At 60.6% G+C, this 16892-nt stretch carries 15 protein-coding genes, 1 tRNA gene, 2 rRNA genes and 2 pseudogenes (1 of these 20 only partly in view); 12 read left to right on the top strand and 8 right to left on the bottom strand.

From position 1 onward, the window contains the following. Positions 1-243 precede the first annotated feature (243 nt). On the top strand, positions 244-1401 hold the full coding sequence (locus ACN9MO_RS30135) for a DUF882 domain-containing protein (RefSeq protein ID WP_246806058.1): 1158 nt from the start codon (positions 244-246) through the stop codon (positions 1399-1401). A 112-nt stretch (positions 1402-1513) separates the two neighbouring features. Here ACN9MO_RS30135 and ACN9MO_RS30130 read toward each other — a convergent pair whose 3' ends face one another. Beyond that, positions 1514-2155, bottom strand: a complete 642-nt coding sequence (locus ACN9MO_RS30130) for a TetR family transcriptional regulator (protein ID WP_112994891.1) — start codon at positions 2153-2155, stop codon at positions 1514-1516. A 90-nt stretch (positions 2156-2245) separates the two neighbouring features. Between ACN9MO_RS30130 and ACN9MO_RS30125 the strand changes: the two genes are divergently transcribed. The 6 genes and pseudogenes from ACN9MO_RS30125 (at position 2246) to ACN9MO_RS30100 (ending at position 5929) form a co-directional block, all read left to right on the top strand. Next, the gene (locus tag ACN9MO_RS30125) at positions 2246-2902 is read left to right on the top strand and encodes an O-methyltransferase (protein ID WP_057249896.1); all 657 of its coding nucleotides are present in this window, start codon (positions 2246-2248) and stop codon (positions 2900-2902) included. 50 nt (positions 2903-2952) lie between these two features. Then, positions 2953-3846 (top strand): SDR family oxidoreductase, encoded by an 894-nt coding sequence (locus ACN9MO_RS30120; protein ID WP_112994892.1) that lies wholly within the window; start codon positions 2953-2955, stop codon positions 3844-3846. Between the two features lie 3 nt (positions 3847-3849). Then, positions 3850-4053: pseudogene (locus tag ACN9MO_RS30115) on the top strand (MBL fold metallo-hydrolase); the annotation flags it as partial. Between the two features lie 601 nt (positions 4054-4654). After that, positions 4655-5293: a LysE family translocator gene (locus ACN9MO_RS30110; RefSeq protein WP_058321952.1), complete on the top strand. Its 639-nt coding sequence runs from the start codon at positions 4655-4657 to the stop codon at positions 5291-5293. A 71-nt stretch (positions 5294-5364) separates the two neighbouring features. Then, positions 5365-5466, top strand: a pseudogene (locus tag ACN9MO_RS30105) (LacI family transcriptional regulator); the annotation flags it as partial. Positions 5467-5623: 157 nt separating this feature from the next. Further along, on the top strand, positions 5624-5929 hold the full coding sequence (locus ACN9MO_RS30100; protein ID WP_057249940.1) for a hypothetical protein: 306 nt from the start codon (positions 5624-5626) through the stop codon (positions 5927-5929). A gap of 165 nt (positions 5930-6094) precedes the next feature. On the opposite strand, the gene ACN9MO_RS30095 is transcribed toward ACN9MO_RS30100, so the two are convergent. Further along, positions 6095-7858, bottom strand: coding sequence for an adenylate/guanylate cyclase domain-containing protein (locus tag ACN9MO_RS30095; RefSeq protein WP_425987372.1), 1764 nt, complete (start codon positions 7856-7858; stop codon positions 6095-6097). A gap of 163 nt (positions 7859-8021) precedes the next feature. After that, on the bottom strand, positions 8022-10301 hold the full coding sequence (locus ACN9MO_RS30090; protein WP_112994906.1) for an OmpA family protein: 2280 nt from the start codon (positions 10299-10301) through the stop codon (positions 8022-8024). 343 nt (positions 10302-10644) lie between these two features. On the opposite strand from ACN9MO_RS30090, the gene ACN9MO_RS30085 reads away from it, so the two are divergent. The 5 genes from ACN9MO_RS30085 to ACN9MO_RS30065 all read left to right on the top strand — a co-directional run bounded on the left by ACN9MO_RS30085 (position 10645) and on the right by ACN9MO_RS30065 (position 13682). Then, complete coding sequence (locus tag ACN9MO_RS30085) at positions 10645-11070, top strand: hypothetical protein (RefSeq protein ID WP_162728004.1); 426 nt, start codon at positions 10645-10647, stop codon at positions 11068-11070. 464 nt (positions 11071-11534) lie between these two features. Then, positions 11535-11792, top strand: a complete 258-nt coding sequence (locus ACN9MO_RS30080; RefSeq protein ID WP_057252921.1) for a type II toxin-antitoxin system VapB family antitoxin — start codon at positions 11535-11537, stop codon at positions 11790-11792. Then, a complete protein-coding gene (locus ACN9MO_RS30075; protein ID WP_057252923.1) occupies positions 11789-12190 on the top strand; it encodes a type II toxin-antitoxin system VapC family toxin in 402 nt (133 codons plus the stop codon). The genes ACN9MO_RS30080 and ACN9MO_RS30075 overlap by 4 nt, the downstream gene beginning before the upstream one ends. 33 nt (positions 12191-12223) lie before the next feature. Next, the gene (locus tag ACN9MO_RS30070; RefSeq protein ID WP_112994897.1) at positions 12224-12508 is read left to right on the top strand and encodes a DUF7673 family protein; all 285 of its coding nucleotides are present in this window, start codon (positions 12224-12226) and stop codon (positions 12506-12508) included. Beyond that, the gene (locus tag ACN9MO_RS30065; RefSeq protein ID WP_057252927.1) at positions 12501-13682 is read left to right on the top strand and encodes a site-specific integrase; all 1182 of its coding nucleotides are present in this window, start codon (positions 12501-12503) and stop codon (positions 13680-13682) included. The genes ACN9MO_RS30070 and ACN9MO_RS30065 overlap by 8 nt, the downstream gene beginning before the upstream one ends. Before the next feature lie 48 nt (positions 13683-13730). Here the strand turns inward: ACN9MO_RS30065 and ACN9MO_RS30060 are convergent, their stop codons facing one another. From ACN9MO_RS30060 to ACN9MO_RS30040, 5 genes are all read right to left on the bottom strand, one after another. Next, positions 13731-14024, bottom strand: coding sequence for a hypothetical protein (locus ACN9MO_RS30060; RefSeq protein WP_425987368.1), 294 nt, complete (start codon positions 14022-14024; stop codon positions 13731-13733). A 77-nt stretch (positions 14025-14101) separates the two neighbouring features. Continuing rightward, on the bottom strand, positions 14102-14254 hold the full coding sequence (locus tag ACN9MO_RS30055) for a hypothetical protein (RefSeq protein WP_162728005.1): 153 nt from the start codon (positions 14252-14254) through the stop codon (positions 14102-14104). Positions 14255-14523: 269 nt separating this feature from the next. Next, positions 14524-14600: transfer RNA gene (locus ACN9MO_RS30050), tRNA-Met, on the bottom strand. Between the two features lie 304 nt (positions 14601-14904). Next, positions 14905-15019 (bottom strand): 5S ribosomal RNA (rrf, locus tag ACN9MO_RS30045). 148 nt (positions 15020-15167) lie between these two features. Next, positions 15168-16892 (bottom strand): 23S ribosomal RNA (locus tag ACN9MO_RS30040); it runs 1072 nt beyond the window's last position.

The following is a 16892-nucleotide window of genomic DNA, read 5'->3' as shown; positions in this document are numbered from 1 at the left end:
CTCAGGGGGCAGCATCAACGGGTTCTTAATCCTTCGTTGACCATAATTTCCGTCGAAGAGCCGAACCGCCGGTCGTTGCCGCCGGTGGATTGTACCTCGAATGAATCGGAACCCGCCGTGTCTGAGTATCCAGTAACCGCGTATCCGGCGCCTGTATCGTGCGGCGTCGCAAGAAGAAGCGTTCAGCGCATTGGACGATGGTTTGGGCGTGTGACCGCGATCGCAGCCATCGCAGCGTCCGCTATGGCCTTCACCACCACCGCGTCTTCGGCGGAAGTTCGATCATTAAAACTGTTCTTCACCCACACCGGCGAGCGCGCGACGATCACCTTCAAGCGGGACGGTAAATACGACCCGAAAGGGCTTTCACAAATCAATCGCTTTCTCCGCGACTGGCGTAGGAACGAGCCTGCCCGCATGGACCCGCGTCTTCTCGACCTCGTCTGGGAAGTCTACCAGCGTGCCGGGGCCAAGGACTACATCAACATCGTCTCCGCCTACCGCTCGCCCGCCACCAATAACATGCTGCGCGGCCGTTCGCGCAGCACCGGGGTCGCCAAGAACAGCCAGCACATGCTGGGAAAGGCCATGGACTTCTACATTCCAGGCGTGAAACTCGCTCGGTTGCGGGAGATCGCCATGCAGATGCAAGTCGGAGGGGTCGGCTACTACCCCACCTCCGGATCTCCCTTCGTGCATCTCGACGTCGGAAACGTGCGGGCGTGGCCGCGGATGTCGCGCCAGGAACTGGCCCGCATTTTCCCGAAGGGGCAGACGCTTCACCTTCCCGCCAATGGCGGGACCTTGCCGGGTTATGACCAGGCGATGGCCGACTACAAACGACGGGTCAAGGCCACCTCGATCGTGGCTGCGAACAGTGCCGGTCCAGCAAAATTCAAGACTGCGGCACCCGCCGACAACACCCTGCTCACCGCCATGCTTCCAACGCGCAAGAGCCGTGGGGAAGAAGCCCTCGAACGCCAGACCCTCAAGCAGACTGTCGAAGAGCCGCCGTTCTTCGACCTTGCGTCAATCAGCGTCCCGCTCCCGACGCTCCGCACGGTCGCCAGCGAGCGCGCGCTCCCAGTAAACATCTCTGCATTCGTTCCGTCCTCGTCGTTCAAGATCGCACTTGGCACGGGCATGATGCGGGCACCGGGCGCAAGCGAATCCAGTCTCACGGGCTCGCCGTTCGCGAAGACGGAGTGGGCCATTCGCGACGCTACGCTTCTCAAGTGGGCGCTGGCGCCGGCCAAGGATCTTGAGCAACTCATCCTTCCAGCAGGCCTCTGGTTCTCGGTGGCCAGCGCTGAGGATGCAAACCGCGCACCGAAAGGCGCTTCCCAACTCGGCGAACAGAAAAAGGCCTTTGACAAGGAACGCTTCTGGTCGGACGGCTGATTGCGGCGCGCGGACGTGTATCCCGGCGACATGCAGTCGAACCGGCCGCCAGTCAATCAATCGGTCGGCTCAACCTGCCGGCTCCGCCCACCTCACAGAGACGTTTCAGACGCTACGATTTGGCGCCGTCAGCCATGCTGCTGATGTAGGCGCAGAACATGTCGGCCATGGCGCCGGCATAGGCCTCTATCTCGGCCTCACTCCGTGGCGTCTCTGAAAACGCCTTACCGACGGTGGTCATCGTCGTGATGATCAGATCCGCGGCCAGTTGCCGGGCAGCACCGGTGCTGTGCGGAAGCACTTCCAGCATGAAATTTTCGAAGATCGGATCGCCCGCTTCCTTTGCCTCCCGAGCTTCGGGCGCATCGCGATAGAGCGGGGCGGCATCATCAAGCGCGACGCGGACGGTCGCCTCCTCGCATTCGGACCGGATAAAGGCATGGACGAGGGTCCGTAGCCGCTCAAACGGCGATTGCGAGCGATCCTCGAGGATACCCCGCAGAAGATCCGTCGTCTGCTGCCACTCATCGCTTTGCAATCGAAAGAGGATCGCGGCCTTGTTGGGAAAATACTGGTAGAGCGATCCGATGCTCACGCCGGCTTTTTCCGCCACCCGGGCGGTGGTGAATCTCTGCGCACCCTCCTCCGCCAAAACCTGAACAGCAGCCTGCAAAATGGCGCGGACAAGCTCGTTCGAGCGCGCCTGCCTTGGCTGTTTTCTTGAGGATATACGGGCACTTGGACGATCCGTCATTGGGGCGCTCGGCAATGCGATTAGCAAATGCGACGAATTATTCGTATTTTCAATTTCAACACAAGCCGCATTCCTACAACGGAGCTTTTCATGACGACCTTGACCACCGAACCTCTCGCACCGCTTCTCGATCGCCTGTTCAAAGAAGCCGATGCGGCATCAAGTCCGGCGATGGCCGCGCTTTCGCGCGAGGAGCGCGAACGTCTCGTGCGCAGCAAGACGGAATATCTCGATTTGTATGGGCGACTGAAGGATCTCTGGCTCCCGGTATCGCGCGAAACGGGCACGCTGCTTTACATGCTGGCTCGCAGCTGCGGCGCGAAATCGATCGTGGAATTCGGCACATCCTTCGGCATCTCCACGCTCCATCTTGCCGCCGCGCTGCGGGACAATGGCGGCGGGCGATTGATCACCAGCGAGTTCGAGCCTTCCAAGATCCTACGGGCACGCCAAAACCTGGCTGACGGCGGCCTTATCGACCTTGTCGAAATCCGGGAAGGCGATGCGCTCAAGACCTTGAGCACCCGTCTTCCCGAGACGATCGATCTGCTGCTGCTCGATGGCGCCAAGGCCCTCTACCGCGAGGTGCTGGATCTGGTGGAAGACCGTCTGAAACCCGGCGCATTGATTGTCGCTGATAACGCCGACGATTGCCCCGACTACCTTGCCCATGTTCGCTCAGACGCCTCGGGCTATATCTCCGTGCCCTTCGCGGAGGATGTCGAACTGTCCATGCGGGCCGGATAAATCTGCGGCTATCCAACCTTCAAGACTTGTCCAAAGACTGGAGAAACATCATGCACGTATTCGTAACGGGCGCGACCGGCTGGGTCGGCGCGGCCATCGTGGACGACCTTTTACGCGCAGGCCACCGCGTCGCCGGCCTTGCCCGCTCCATGGAGAAAGCAGAACATCTTGTCGCCGCCGGCGCCAATATAGTCCAGGGCTCGCTCGACGACCTTGATGTGCTGCGCGAAGCCGCATCGGCGGCAGACGCCGTCGTCCATACCGCTTTCAACCATGATTTCATCCATGCCGCCGGGAACCATGGCTTCACGACATTCCTCGAGAGTGCCGCACAGGACCAGCGCGTGATCGAGATCCTCGGCGGTGCACTCGAAGGATCGAACCGGCCGCTGCTGGTTACCTCCGGTCTGTCCGGCCTGCCGCGCGGCGTCACCGAAATGGACCTTCCGAACCCGGCCAGCCCGCGCAAGTCGGAGGCAGCAGCAAGAACCCTTGCCGCCCGGAGCGTGCGCGCAGTAACCATACGCCTCGCCCCGTCCGTTCACGGGATCGGCGATTACGGCTTTGTTCCGGTCCTGGTGAAGCTGGCGCACGCGACTGGCGTTTCGGCCTATGTCGACGAAGGACAGAACTGCTGGTCGGGTGTTCACAGGCTGGATGCCGCCCGCGTCTACCGGCTCGCCCTGGAGCAGGGAGTGACGGAACCGGTGTACCACGCCGTCGCCGACGAGGCGGTCCCGTTCAAGGAAATCGCCGCTGTAATCGGCCGCCAACTCAACCTTCCTGTCGAGGCGCGGCCGCGTGAACACTTCGGCTGGTTCGCCACGATGGCAGGCGCCGACATGGCCGCTTCCAGCGCGCATACCCGGACATTGCTTGACTGGCAGCCTTCCGGCCCCGGCCTTCTCGCAGACCTCGATCAGCCCGGCTACTACACCCGATGAGCGCTGGTGGTCAGCGATGGGGTGCTGTCGCTGTCAACCGCGATGTTGGCCCACAACGTCGACCCGGCCGTCCGGGCGGAGTGGCTAAACGGCATGTTCCTGCCGTCAGACGCTTTCGATTGGTCGCGCAACGTGGTCCTCCTTCGCAGCGGCGACCAGACGATACTCGTCGACGCCGGCCTGGGTTTGGACCCTGACCTGAACTTGCGGTCGGGTTCGAACACCCCGACTGGCACAACGGCTTTTGAACACGACCCAGAGGAAGCAACTCGCGTTGCAGCCCAATCCTCCTCAACCGGGACGGCGACATCAAGCGCACCAGGGACCTGACCCGCCACGTCCTTCTCGACGGCGTCGGATCCACCCACTGGAACGACTGGTTCCGTCACCACGACCAGGAGATACCCGTCACGGTTCGCCGGCTGAGTTTTGAAGATTTCAATCAGAACCTCGCGGCGGCACGCTGCGGAATTGGCATTGCGATGGAGGACAACATCACTGCTGGCGAAGAGCTTGCCCAAGGTGCGCTTGTCCGCCCGCTCAGAGGTTTCATAAAATCGGCGACGAAGGCACGCAAAAGAACCGGGACCATTCCCCGCTCGCCAAGGTGTTCATCGATTGGGTGGTCAACGAAGCCCAGGCCACAATAGAATTTGCCTGAGGGAATGGAGCAACGGCCAAATCGCCCCAAATGAGGATACGCGTCGGTTGCGCGTGCTGGACTGAGCACTCGGACGATTGAGCAACGACGCAACAGTCGCCATAGTGCTGGCGCACCGCGGTGCCGGATTTTTCGGGAGGAAGCGACATGCATGAATTCGCAATTCTTGTCACCATCCTGGGCGTCTTCCTTCTTGGAGCCATGAGTCCTGGCCCAAGCTTTATTGTGGTGTCGCGTATCGCGATCGCCCGGTCACGCGCTGACGGATTAATGGCAGCGGTAGGCATGGGAATTGGCGGCTTTCTATTCGCTTGCATTGCAGTCGCCGGCCTGACAGCGATCCTCCTTCAAGTGGAGTGGCTCAGCATGCTGCTCAGGCTCGCCGGTGGCGCGTACCTCGTCTGGATCGGCGTCGGTATCTGGCGTGCCGCTCCCCAGACGATAGCGATTGCCGATGCGCCCGCAGATCAACCAGGTACACTGTGGAAGTCTCTGCTGCGGGGCCTTTTCGTGCAGATTTCCAATCCGAAGACGGCCATCTTCTATGCATCCATGTTTGCTGCGCTGCTACCGTCTCCCACACCCACCTGGATGCTGCTGGCGCTTCCGCCACTGCTCTTCATCAACGAGTTCGTGTGGTATGCGATTGTCGCCCTTGGTTTTTCGTCACGTGCGCCGCGGGTCGTCTATCTGCGCTCGAAGACCTGGATTGACCGCGTGGCTGGCGCTGTGGTGGGCGCACTCGGCATCAAGCTGATGGCCGATAGCGTGCGAACAATCGGCTAGGGCCTATCCGCACTCGACTCTCCTGACCATGTTTCAAAGCCGCAGACGTCGGCGTTTCCAACGTCGACCGCATACTGAATGTGCGGGGTCCGGTGCGCGCCCAGCCGGCCGAACGCGTGCGGGAAGCTGCCGAACGCATTGGATTTCACGGGGTTACGGCGATTCGCCGCCGCTAATATATGAGCGACGCTTACTCGCCGCGACCACGCTCGTACAGCATGTCGTGGATCGAACCCCCACTCGATAGACGGTGGGTTGCCCAAAGTTTGTGTTGACCGTTTTCGACGGCGCGGCGAAACTTGCAACCGGGAGCGAGGAGGAGGACGAATGATGGCTGAGCCAGACCGCTGGCGCCACATGGCAAGCGCACCGAAAAACGGCAGTCGGATCCTCGTCACGATCCGCCCGTCCGAACAGGGGACAGCGGAAGTTGACCTTGCATATTGGTCGAATGGCGATCAGTTCGGTAGAGAAGGCTGGCGCGCCTCCGATTCCTCGCCCGGCCGCATCATCGAATACGCCGAGCCGGAACTGAAATGCTGGATGCCGATGCCTTCAGCCAATCTCAATCTCACCTCGATGCCCCTACCCTGGGAAGGCGATGACGACCAAGAACTGGACGGGTCGGGGATTTGACGCAAGCGAAGAGCATACAGCAGACCGGCCCGCCATCCGGGTCCGGCAAGCAATCCATGTGCCCTTATCGGCCCGACGCAGGAACCGCTCTATTGGGCAAGCCCCCACGCAGGGGCAGAGTGCTTTGCGCCTTTTCCAGCCATCGCGCATGTCCTTGAATGGCCATCAGCGTTCAGGCAATCCCGCTTTCCGCAACCCCTCGGCCATTTGATCTTGCCACCGCGGGATGTTTTGAAACCAGGGAAGCGCTCGATACCGGTCGATTGTAAAGCCTGGCTCGGCCGCCAATAGCTTCCTCGCAGCCCATCGGGAGGTCTCCAAGTCTCCGTTCATCGCCGACCAGGCGGCGAGATGACGGTAGGACCATGTGACGTCCGGATAGGTGTTGACGACCTCATGGGCTATCGCAATCGCCTGTGAAAGAGCACCTTCCATGGCCAAGGAAAAAGCCATCCCCAATCTCATGTTGAATGCGAGCGGATCTCTTGGGCTCAGGGTCATCCCCCGCTGGAAGCATTCCGGTGCGTGCGTGGCTTCGTCCTTGTAGATCGCGAGCCACCCCAGGCGCGCCCATGCCCAGGCATTGTTCGGATCAAGCGCAAGCGCCTTTTCGATAAAGGTGGTCGCGCGCTCCTGGTCGCCGCAGATGCTCATTGCCGCACCGGCGGCAGTCAGGGCGGTTGGATCGTCGCCGATCGAGCCCACAGCCTCTACCGCTGCGCGCGCCTTTTCCAGCTCACGCTCCGGTTGTTCGGTCCATAGGTAGGAGGCGTTCGAGGCGTGGCACCACGCCAAAAGTGCATGCGCGCGACCATAGCCCGGATCGACGGCGATAGCTTGCCGCAGCAGTTCGATCGCCTGGTTGTTGGTATCCTTGCGGCGGCCCCAGAGGTTCGGGTAGGCGCGCATGACAAGGTCATAGGCCCTGAGACTGGTCGGCGGCCTGCGCCTAGCCAGTTCGATCTCGGCATCGCGGATCGCCGGGTGAATGGCGCCTGCCACCTGCGCCGCGATCCGATCCTGGAACTCGAACATGTGTTCGATTGCACCCTCGTAACGGTCGGACCAGAACTGGGTCCTTGTCTCCGCATCGACCAATTGCACCGAAATGCGCAGTCGATCGCCGCCTCGGCGAACGGTGCCCTCGACCACATAATTGACGCCGAGTTCCCTGCCGACCTCGCGCACGTCGACGAAGCGTCCCTTGTAGGTGAACGCGGACTGTCGCGCGATTACAAAGAAATTCCGAACGCACGAGAGCGCCGCGGTGATCTCCTCGACAACGCCGTCCACGAAGTATTCATCGTCTCGCCCGCTGAGGTTGTCGAAGGGCATGACGACGATCGATGGCTGGTCCTTGCCACGGCGGGCGGCAAGTGGTGGCACGGACGCGATGCCGCCTTCGACAGACGTCTCTTGCTGCCAATCGACCCCGAAGACGAAAATTGGGCGCGGGATGTTCTTCAAGTTGCGCTCGCCGAGGCTGATCAGCGGGAACGGCACTTTCCCATCGAGATGCTCGCGCACCGATGCGGAAATGCAGATGCCTGACGGAGCGGCGATCTCTTGCACGCGCGCAGCGATATTGACGCCGTCGCCGAGCAGGTCGTCTCCCGCTACGACCACGTCACCCAGGTTGATACCGATGCGGAACTCCAAACGGCGATCGGGCGGGCGGTCTTCCAAGGTACTGAAAAGACGGCGCTGGATTTCGACCGAGCACCGGACGGCCTGGACAGCGCTTGGAAACTCGGCGACAAACCCGTCACCGGCGGTTCCAAAGATACGGCCGCCATGCTCCTTCACCACTTCGGCAATCCTGTTGCGGCACACATTTAGTGCACCAAGCGTACCTTCCTCGTCCAGCGCCGCAAGGCGACTGAAACCAGCAACATCGGCTGAAAGGATGGCTGCGAGCTTTCGATCCATAGCGATGACCGCTCCTGCGGCGCCACGATATCGTTGGGCTTAATATGCGCTCAGTTTCCCATATTCACAGGTGCTTGTCGCCCGCAAGATCGGAGGATCTGCAGCAATCAGGATGCTGCGTCGCCACACGCCTGATAGGACGCATGGCGACGCAGATTTTCGGTTACCGCTGCGCGACCGGGCGCACCAGCGGCGTCACGCGTCGGATGGTCACGCGGCGGTTCTCCTCCTCGGGTTCCTGCGTGCCGATTTTCAGGAAGCGCTCACCATAGCCTTGCGTGACTAGGTTTTCCGCCGAGATGCCGTAAACTTCGGTCAGGAGGACTGCGACGGATTCGGCACGCTCATCGGAGAGGACCAAGTTCGAGCGATCAGAACCGACAGCGTCCGTGTGCCCTTCGATGAAGAAGGTTTCACCGGGATCCTTGTCGAGAATCTTCTGCATTGCGTCGGCGACCGTTCGCAGTGTCTTTGCCTGCGACATCGAGACTTCGGCACTCCCCGTCGCGAAGTGGATCGTGTCGAGATCGATGCGCCGGACCTTGTCACGCAGGCGGGCCGAATTGCGGACCTCATCGATCGTGTAGACTCGCTCGACGCGTTCGACCGGCGGCTCGGACAGGAATTCGTAGTAGTCCCGATCCGGTTCTTCCGAGTAATCGACGATGTAGTCGTCGACCGGAATCGTCAGGCGCATCGGCGGCAGTTCGTAACCGACGTCGACGATCGCCGGACGCCGTTCCTCCTGATACTCCGGCGCGTACATCAGCACATATTCGTTGCCGTCGCCGTCGACGCGCGAGCGTTGCAAGATGTCACCGTAACGGTCGTAGACGGTAACGATCCGATACCCGCCCGGGCGGACGATCGTTTCACGAACGCGGCCGCGCGGAAGCTCGTCGTAGTAGGCCTCCTGCGCATCGTGGCGCAGACGCGGACGGTCGTCGCCACGCACGAAGATCTGGTCGCCGACGCCGAGGACAACGCGATCGCCGACCCTCTCGACCAGTTGCACCTCGGTCACATCATTGTTCCTGGTGTTGTTGACCGTCGTGTTGTTGATCACCGTATTGTTGATGACGGTGTTGTTGACGATGTTCGTCGTCTCCGGGACCGCGAAGACTGGCGCCGCTTCGACGCGTCGCCCTTCTTCCTTGATCGCGGCCTCGATCCTCTGCGAAACGGCCTGCCGACCCTCGGCCGGAATCTCCGCCTGGGCCGCGGCGTCGTCGGTCGGCGGCGCTATGTTCTGATCCTGGACGCGCAGCTCCTCGCGCTGCTTGCGCCGAGCCTCGCGCCCCTGGTTGCCCCCGGAATTATCGGCGTCCTTGTCGCTGTCGAGCACAGCCGCGCCATTGTCGACCGGAAGCACCACGGTTTCGTCGGTCGCCGCCGGATCCTGGGCGATCTTGCGCTTCTCTTCCTTCGTGCGCTTGTCGACAACGATCGGAGCGGCCTTGCCCTGGTGCTCCTCGCCCTGGCGCTGCTCGGCCGTTGCGGGTTGTTCGGCCCCTGGAACCGGCTGCTGCTCACCCTCGCCTGTCTGCGGCGTCGGCTGCTCGGCTGTGGTTTCGCCTGTCGGTGCGGCACGCTCTTCGAGGGCCTTTTGCTCCTCGGGCTGCTTTCCTTCAGCTTGCTGCTTGCGCTTCTTGGGTAGCGGTACCTGCTGTTCCTCGGCCTTCTGAGGGTTGCCTTCCTCTACGGCGGGCTGCCGTCCTTCCGCCTGCTGCTTGCGCTTCTTGGGCGCGGGTGCCTGCTGTTCTTCGGCCTGCTGCGGGGTCCCTTCTTCTACGGCGGGCTGCTGGTCTTGGGCCTGCTGCTTGCGCCTCTTGGGCACAGGATTTTGTTGCTCCTCAGCCTGCCGCGGAGCCGCTTCCTCGACACCAGGCTGCTGTTCCTCAGCTTGCTGCTTGCGCTTCTTGCGCACAGGAGTTTGTTGCTCTTCGGCCTGCTGCGGAGTCCCTTCCTCTGCACCAGGCTGCTCCTCCGCCTGCTGCTTGCGCTTCTTGCGCATCGGAGCTTGTTGCTCTTCGGCCTGCTGCGGAGCGCTTTCCTCGACGCCAGGCTGCTGTTCTTCGGCCTGCTGCTTCCTCTTCTTGCGCACAGGCGCTTGGAGTTCTTCAGCCTGCCGCGGTGCGTTTTCCTCGGAGCCGGGCTGCTGCTCTTCGGCCTGCTGCTTGCGCTTCTTGCGAACCGGCTCTTCGACCTGACGCTGCGGCTCCTCGGCCTGCGGTTGCTGCTGTTCTGTCTGCCCTTCCTCGGCGGCATGCTGCTTCTTGCGCTTCTTGAGCAGAAGCAAGTCCTCGGGAGACTGCTGGTCGGTCCCTTCCTGCGCTACCTGGAACGGCGCCCTCAGGCTCTCGGCTAGCGCCGGCTGAATCGCGAAAGATACGGCGAAGACGGGCAAGGTCACCGTTGCGAAAAGTTTGGATCGAATCGACATCATCTTTGTTCCTCTTATTGGGAGGTCCCCGCGCCAGTTGCGCTTATCGCCCGCATCAAAGCCGGCAGAACGGTACGCCTGTTCGCGCGCCCCAAGGGGCCATGCCCCGCGGCTCCGACTTTTTTGTGTCAGCCAAAGGCTCGTCCCAACGCCGCAGTTCCCGATCGGTTCCGCTTGCAGGCCGATCCCGAACCTGCTGGCGGCAGGTCGCGCTGTCGTTCGTATTGATCCGAAAGGCGAATTTTCGGAGGTCGCTGGCCAAGCGCGCGAGCGTTTCCTCACTGAACGGCATTCCTGCGGACATTACTGCTCGTTGGTAAGTGGTTATTGGGCGAAACATTCCGTGGGCAAAGCACCAAAACAGACGCCATTGCCGAAATCGAGCAATACACGCTCCATCACCATTCGACCGACACCGTTGCCGGCGCCTCCCATCGAGCTCCCGCCGGAGGTCAAGCAACAGGCGGAAAAAGCCCGTGCGAGTGAATCCGCCCTTGCGGTGCCCGAACGTCTTCTGAGACCCCACGCAGTCATCGCCTCATGCCTCGCGGAGCACGAACAGAAAAAGCGTCAAGCCCGCAGTGAGCACGATCCATGGAGGCGCAATCTTTATGACCCTGGCTATTTCTCCGAAACGGACCACCGCAAACACCCCATTCTGGATGCGCTGTTCAAGGCGATTGAGCGCCAAGGCGGAGAGGTTAACCAGGGAGAGCGCCAACTTGCCGAGCAGCGCCGAAGAACATCGGCGTCGCAAGCGCGACGCTAGCCGCTGGCGACGCTTCCGGGACTTAGCGCAAGATTGGCACGAGCTCAGTGCCGTGCGCGATTTCCTAGTGGCGCTGCGATCAATGGACTTCACCACCACCGCCGAGATCGATGGCCGCAGCGTTGAAGAGTAGATCGCATGGGCCGAGGGCTGGCTCCAGCCGGCTGATCCGACGGCCGGCGGCGTCGACGGCGTGTTCGAGCAGGTCGCTTAGCCGCCACCAAATCTGCCCCGCTTACCCGCGCTTTCGCCAATTTAAGAACGATTAACCGTTTGAATTGGCGTATTAAATCGCACGCACGGATACTAAGCACCAACATCGTTCCGTCACCTAAACGTCCCGCATTCTCGACCATGACTATCGATAGTGATTAAGTATCGATAGCGAGCCATCTCGAAGTGATTTTCTTGCCATCTAAAACTATAGTCGCTATATTCGAAGGGATTTCGATCGAGGAAACGCAATGTCCGAACCGCAACTGTCCGTCCGCAGCACCAAGGCCAGGGATCTGGCGCACGCGCTGGCGCGCCGCACGGGTCAGCCGATCAACAGGCTCGTCGAGCAGGCGCTCGAGCACTACGATCTGGAACTGCGCCAGCAGTCTATCCGGGCGCCGATCGATGTCCTGTCGGATTTGATGGCCGAAGGGCGGCGTGCGGTCTCGGCCGGCACGACATCCGCGCATGACGATTACTACGACGACTACGGTTTGCCGCGATGATCGCTGTCGATACGTCGGTCATTCTGGCGATGGCTCTGGCAGAGCCGGAGGCCGAACGGTTCACTGCGTTGGTGGGGCAGGAGGCCGTTGCGATCGGCTGGCCGACGCTGCTTGAGGCGCGCATGGTGCTGGCAGGCAGAGGATTTCCCAACGCTTCGGACATTGTCGATCAGCTTGTCCAGCTGCCGAACGTCACCGCGATTGCGTTCGACGAGGCGCATTACCGAGAAGCGGAACGAGCGTTCGACCGCTTCGGCAAAGGCCGCCATCCGGCCACGCTCAACATGGGCGACTGCTTTTCCTATGCTGTTGCGAGGATCACCAAAGCGCCGCTGTTGTTCAAGGGCAACGATTTTGGCCAGACGGACCTGAAAATTCACCCGGCATCATCCGGCTGAAGGACGATTGCCCACCAAGCCCGACGGGATCCCATGGAAGTCCGCGTCAGATTTGCTCTCGAAAAACTGCTGACCATCGCCCACGAGGACGCCGGCCAGGGCCGGCGGGTGGCGAAATTCCTGCTCGCCTGGTGGAACGCCGACGCCAATGGGGGCTTCGATCTCGCCGACCTGTTCGCCGTCGACCGCGCGGTCTCGGAGGACATGGCGACGATCTTCACCTCTCTCGCGCGGGAGGAAGATGCGGTCTACCCGACCGACGACCGCGGCGAGCTCGAAAGCATCATCAAACGCTGGCGGCCGCAAACCGATGGCTAAATCCGGCAAGAGCGTGAAGGCGACGTCCATTTCCGACGCTGTGCTGCGGCGTGCAGAGCAGCTCGACGCCCTCGAGGCCATCCTGCCCTTCGATCGCCGCGACCGACTCGCCGCACTTCTGACCGACGACGACGTCGATACCCTCAAGCACCTCGCCGGCGAAGGCATTGGCGACAATACACTTCGCGCACTCGCCTCCGATCTCGGTTACCTTGAGGCCTGGTGCCAACTCGCCACCGGCGTCCCCCTCCCCTGGCCCGCACCCGAGAGCCTGCTGCTCAAGTTTGTCGCTCATCACCTTTGGGACCCGATCAAGCGCGCCGAGGAGCCCAGCCATGGCATGCCGGCGGAAGTGGAAGATGGCCTCCGTGAGCGCCGGCAGCTTCGGTCCGAGGGACCGCACGCGCCCGACACGGTGCGGCGTCGGCTGACGAGCTGGTCGATCCTCACCAGGTGGCGCGGCCTTACCGGCTGCTTTGACGGTCCTTCGCTCAGATCCGCTCTGCGGCTCGCCGTTCGCGCCAGCGCCCGACCACGACAGCGCAAGAGCAAAAAGGCGGTCACAGCCGATGTTCTGGCGCAATTGCTGCTGGCCTGCGCCGGCGAAAGCCTGGTGAACTTGCGCGATCGCGCACTGCTGTTGGTCGCCTTCGCGTCCGGCGGTCGCCGCCGCTCGGAAGTGGCGGCATTGCGGGTCGAGGATCTAACCGACGAAGAGCCGGTGCGGGCCAACCCTACCGATGAAAACTCCGCCCTCCTCCCATGCTTGTCACTCCGCGTGGGCCGGACGAAAACGACGACGCGTGACGACGACGAACAGGTAGTCCTCATCGGCCGGCCAGTGGTGGCGTTGCGACGCTGGCTTGAGGAAGCCGATATCAAGGATGGCCCCGTGTTTCGGCGCATCGACCAGTGGGGAAACATCGACCGGCGAGCCCTGACACCGCAATCCGTCAACCTGATCCTGAAAGGCCGTTGCAAACAGTCGGGACTCGACCCGACCTTGTTTTCGGCGCATGGACTGCGGTCAGGCTATCTCACCGAGGCTGCCAACCGCGGTGTTTCCTTGCCAGAGGCAATGCAGCAGTCGCTGCACAAATCGGTGGCCCAGGCGGCGCGCTATTATAACAACGCGGAGCGAAAGAATGGACGAGCGGCCCGGCTCATCGTCTAGGCGAGACTACGCGCCGAATAATGTATCAGCTCGCTTCTCAAACGACTGTCATTCTTCAGGCTCAGCTTCCGCCTCCGATCTATCGCGCAGGTCAGCGGCTACCGCCGCCCGGCCCCAGGCTTCGGCCCGCTGCATAAGCGACGCCATCTCTGCCTTCAAGTGATGCGAGCGTTGGAGGTCGGCGGCGCGCTCGGCATTTTGTCGCGGATCGTAGAACACGCCAATTTGTGCACCGGCCGCCTTTCGCTCCGCTTCCAACTCCGCCGTCAGTGCGGCCAATTCGGCCTTCACCGCAAAATACCGTCTCATCACAACGATGAGTTCGCGGTCGTCCGTTTTCATCATCGCTCCCGAGATTCTGTTTGCATGAGGACAATGATGATCAACAACAAGGCAGAATCGCGATGGGTCATTGGACTTCACAGTTTGGCGCAACGAAAATATCTGGCGTGGAAGGAGTGGGCCGCCCAGCACGAGCATTGCGGCGCCAGCCAAATAATTGCGACGGATGTATTCCGATGCGATGCTGCAATCGCCAAAACGCTTGCGCCGGGCTCCATTGCCTCAGCCACGGCCCGCTCCTTGAATTCATCGGACCACCGTCGCCGAAACTGCCGCGGCGCACCCTCAAGCCGTTCCGGAACGGCTTCGATCGGAAGTTTCTAGTTCCAGAGCTAGGCGCAGACATAGAAGCTCACAGTCTGTGAATCGTCTGTCCGCAATACAGGCCCCCGCGCTACCTAGGCCAGATGGGGGTCAGCTTGCCGCTTACCGTTCTCTCCGGGTAGCGCTAGAACGCCAAAAGCCCGGCGGATTTCTCCGCGCGGGCTTTTTGGATGTTTGGTTGCGGGGGCAGGATTTGAACCTGCGGCCTTCAGGTTATGAGCCTGACGAGCTACCGGGCTGCTCCACCCCGCGCCATCTAGGTAAACCGCTAAGCGGTTTATCCGTCATCGCGGTAAATCCCTATGGGATTTATCCGCTCTTTCCGGGTTTTGCCGAAGGCAAAATCCCGTTTAATCCGGTCCGAGTTTTGCGAAGCAAAATCTCGTTGTTTGTCTCTGCCGAGCAAATCCGTGAGGATTTGTCTCGCGTAAGGGACGCACTGATTATTTTCAGCCTAGCAAAACAAAAGGGCCGCTTGGTGGCGGCCCGTGTTCGGCAGGGCCGAGACAGAAGAGAAGAAGATCGTTTTCGGTTTTGTTTCTCTTGCGTTTTGCAGACCTGGCAGCGACCTACTCTCCCGCGTCTTAAGACGAAGTACCATCGGCGCTGGGGCGTTTCACGGCCGTGTTCGGAATGGGAACGGGTGCAGCCACCCCGCCAGAACCACCAGGTCGGCAAAGCGCAAGATTTGCGCCTAGCTTGGCGCAAACCGAATGAGAAGCTGGTTGAAGTTTTCACTTCAGTTGTTTTGAACACGTCACTCATCTCAAGGCGAATGCAAAAGCATTCGTCCGAACGTGATGAGCACAAGCAATGGGAACGATCAAGCCAATCGAACGATTAGTACTGGTAAGCTTCATGCGTTGCCGCACTTCCACACCCAGCCTATCAACGTGGTCGTCTTCCACGGTTCTCAAGGGAATACTCGTTTTCAGGTTGGTTTCCCGCTTAGATGCCTTCAGCGGTTATCCATTCCATATATAGCTACCCTGCTATGCCCTTGGCAGGACAACAGGTCCACCAGAGATATGTCCATCCCGGTCCTCTCGTACTAGGGACAGATCCTGTCAATATTCCTACACCCACGGCAGATAGGGACCGAACTGTCTCACGACGTTCTGAACCCAGCTCACGTACCGCTTTAATTGGCGAACAGCCAAACCCTTGGGACCTGCTCCAGCCCCAGGATGCGATGAGCCGACATCGAGGTGCCAAACAACCCCGTCGATATGGACTCTTGGGGGTCATCAGCCTGTTATCCCCGGCGTACCTTTTATCCGTTGAGCGATGGCCCTTCCACGCGGGACCACCGGATCACTATGACCGACTTTCGTCTCTGCTCGACTTGTCAGTCTCGCAGTCAGGCGGGCTTATGCCATTGCACTCGACGACCGATTTCCGACCGGTCTGAGCCCACCATCGCGCGCCTCCGTTACTCTTTCGGAGGCGACCGCCCCAGTCAAACTACCCACCATACACTGTCCCGGATCCGGATAACGGACCGCGGTTAGACATCCATGACGATAAGGGTGGTATTTCAAGGATGGCTCCACAAGAACTGGCGTCCCTGCTTCAAAGCCTACCACCTATCCTACACATGCCGACACGAATGCCAGTGTAAAGCTATAGTAAAGGTGCACGGGGTCTTTCCGTCTGACCGCAGGAACCCCGCATCTTCACGGGGAATTCAATTTCACTGAGTCTATGCTGGAGACAGCGGGGAAGTCGTTACGCCATTCGTGCAGGTCGGAACTTACCCGACAAGGAATTTCGCTACCTTAGGACCGTTATAGTTACGGCCGCCGTTTACTGGGGCTTCGATTCAGAGCTTGCACCCCTCCTCTTAACCTTCCAGCACCGGGCAGGCGTCAGACCCTATACGTCGTCTTGCGACTTCGCAGAGCCCTGTGTTTTTGATAAACAGTCGCTACCCCCTGGTCTGTGCCACCCCATCTGACTTGCGTCAAAAAGGGTCACGCTTCTTCCGAAGTTACGCGTGCAATTTGCCGAGTTCCTTCAGCATAGTTCTCTCAAGCGCCTTGGTATACTCTACCTGACCACCTGTGTCGGTTTCGGGTACGGTCTATAATGGTGGAGCTATTTCCTGGAACCGCGTCCCCGCCTGGACAATCCAATAAGTCCAAACAAGTTAAGCGATCCGTCACTACCACCAGGCCCACGAATATTAACGTGGTTCCCATCGACTACGCGTGTCCGCCTCGTCTTAGGGGCCGGCTAACCCTGCTCAGATTAACTTTAAGCAGGAACCCTTGGTCTTTCGGCGAGAGGGTCTCTCACCCTCTTTATCGTTACTCATGTCAACATTCGCACTTCCGATACCTCCAGGACCCCTCACGGGTATCCCTTCACAGGCTTACGGAACGCTCCGCTACCACACGTCTTGCGACGTATCCTCAGCTTCGGTGCATGGCTTTAGCCCCGTTACATTTTCGGCGCAAAGACCCTTAATTAGACCAGTGAGCTGTTACGCTTTCTTTAAATGATGGCTGCTTCTAAGCCAACATCCTGGTTGTTTTGGGATCC

The sequence above is a fragment of the Ensifer sp. R-19 genome (assembly GCF_049905105.1).
GTDB lineage: Bacteria > Pseudomonadota > Alphaproteobacteria > Rhizobiales > Rhizobiaceae > Ensifer.
The sequence above is the reverse complement of the archived record's forward strand: the minus strand, read 5'-3'. Positions and strand labels throughout refer to the sequence as shown.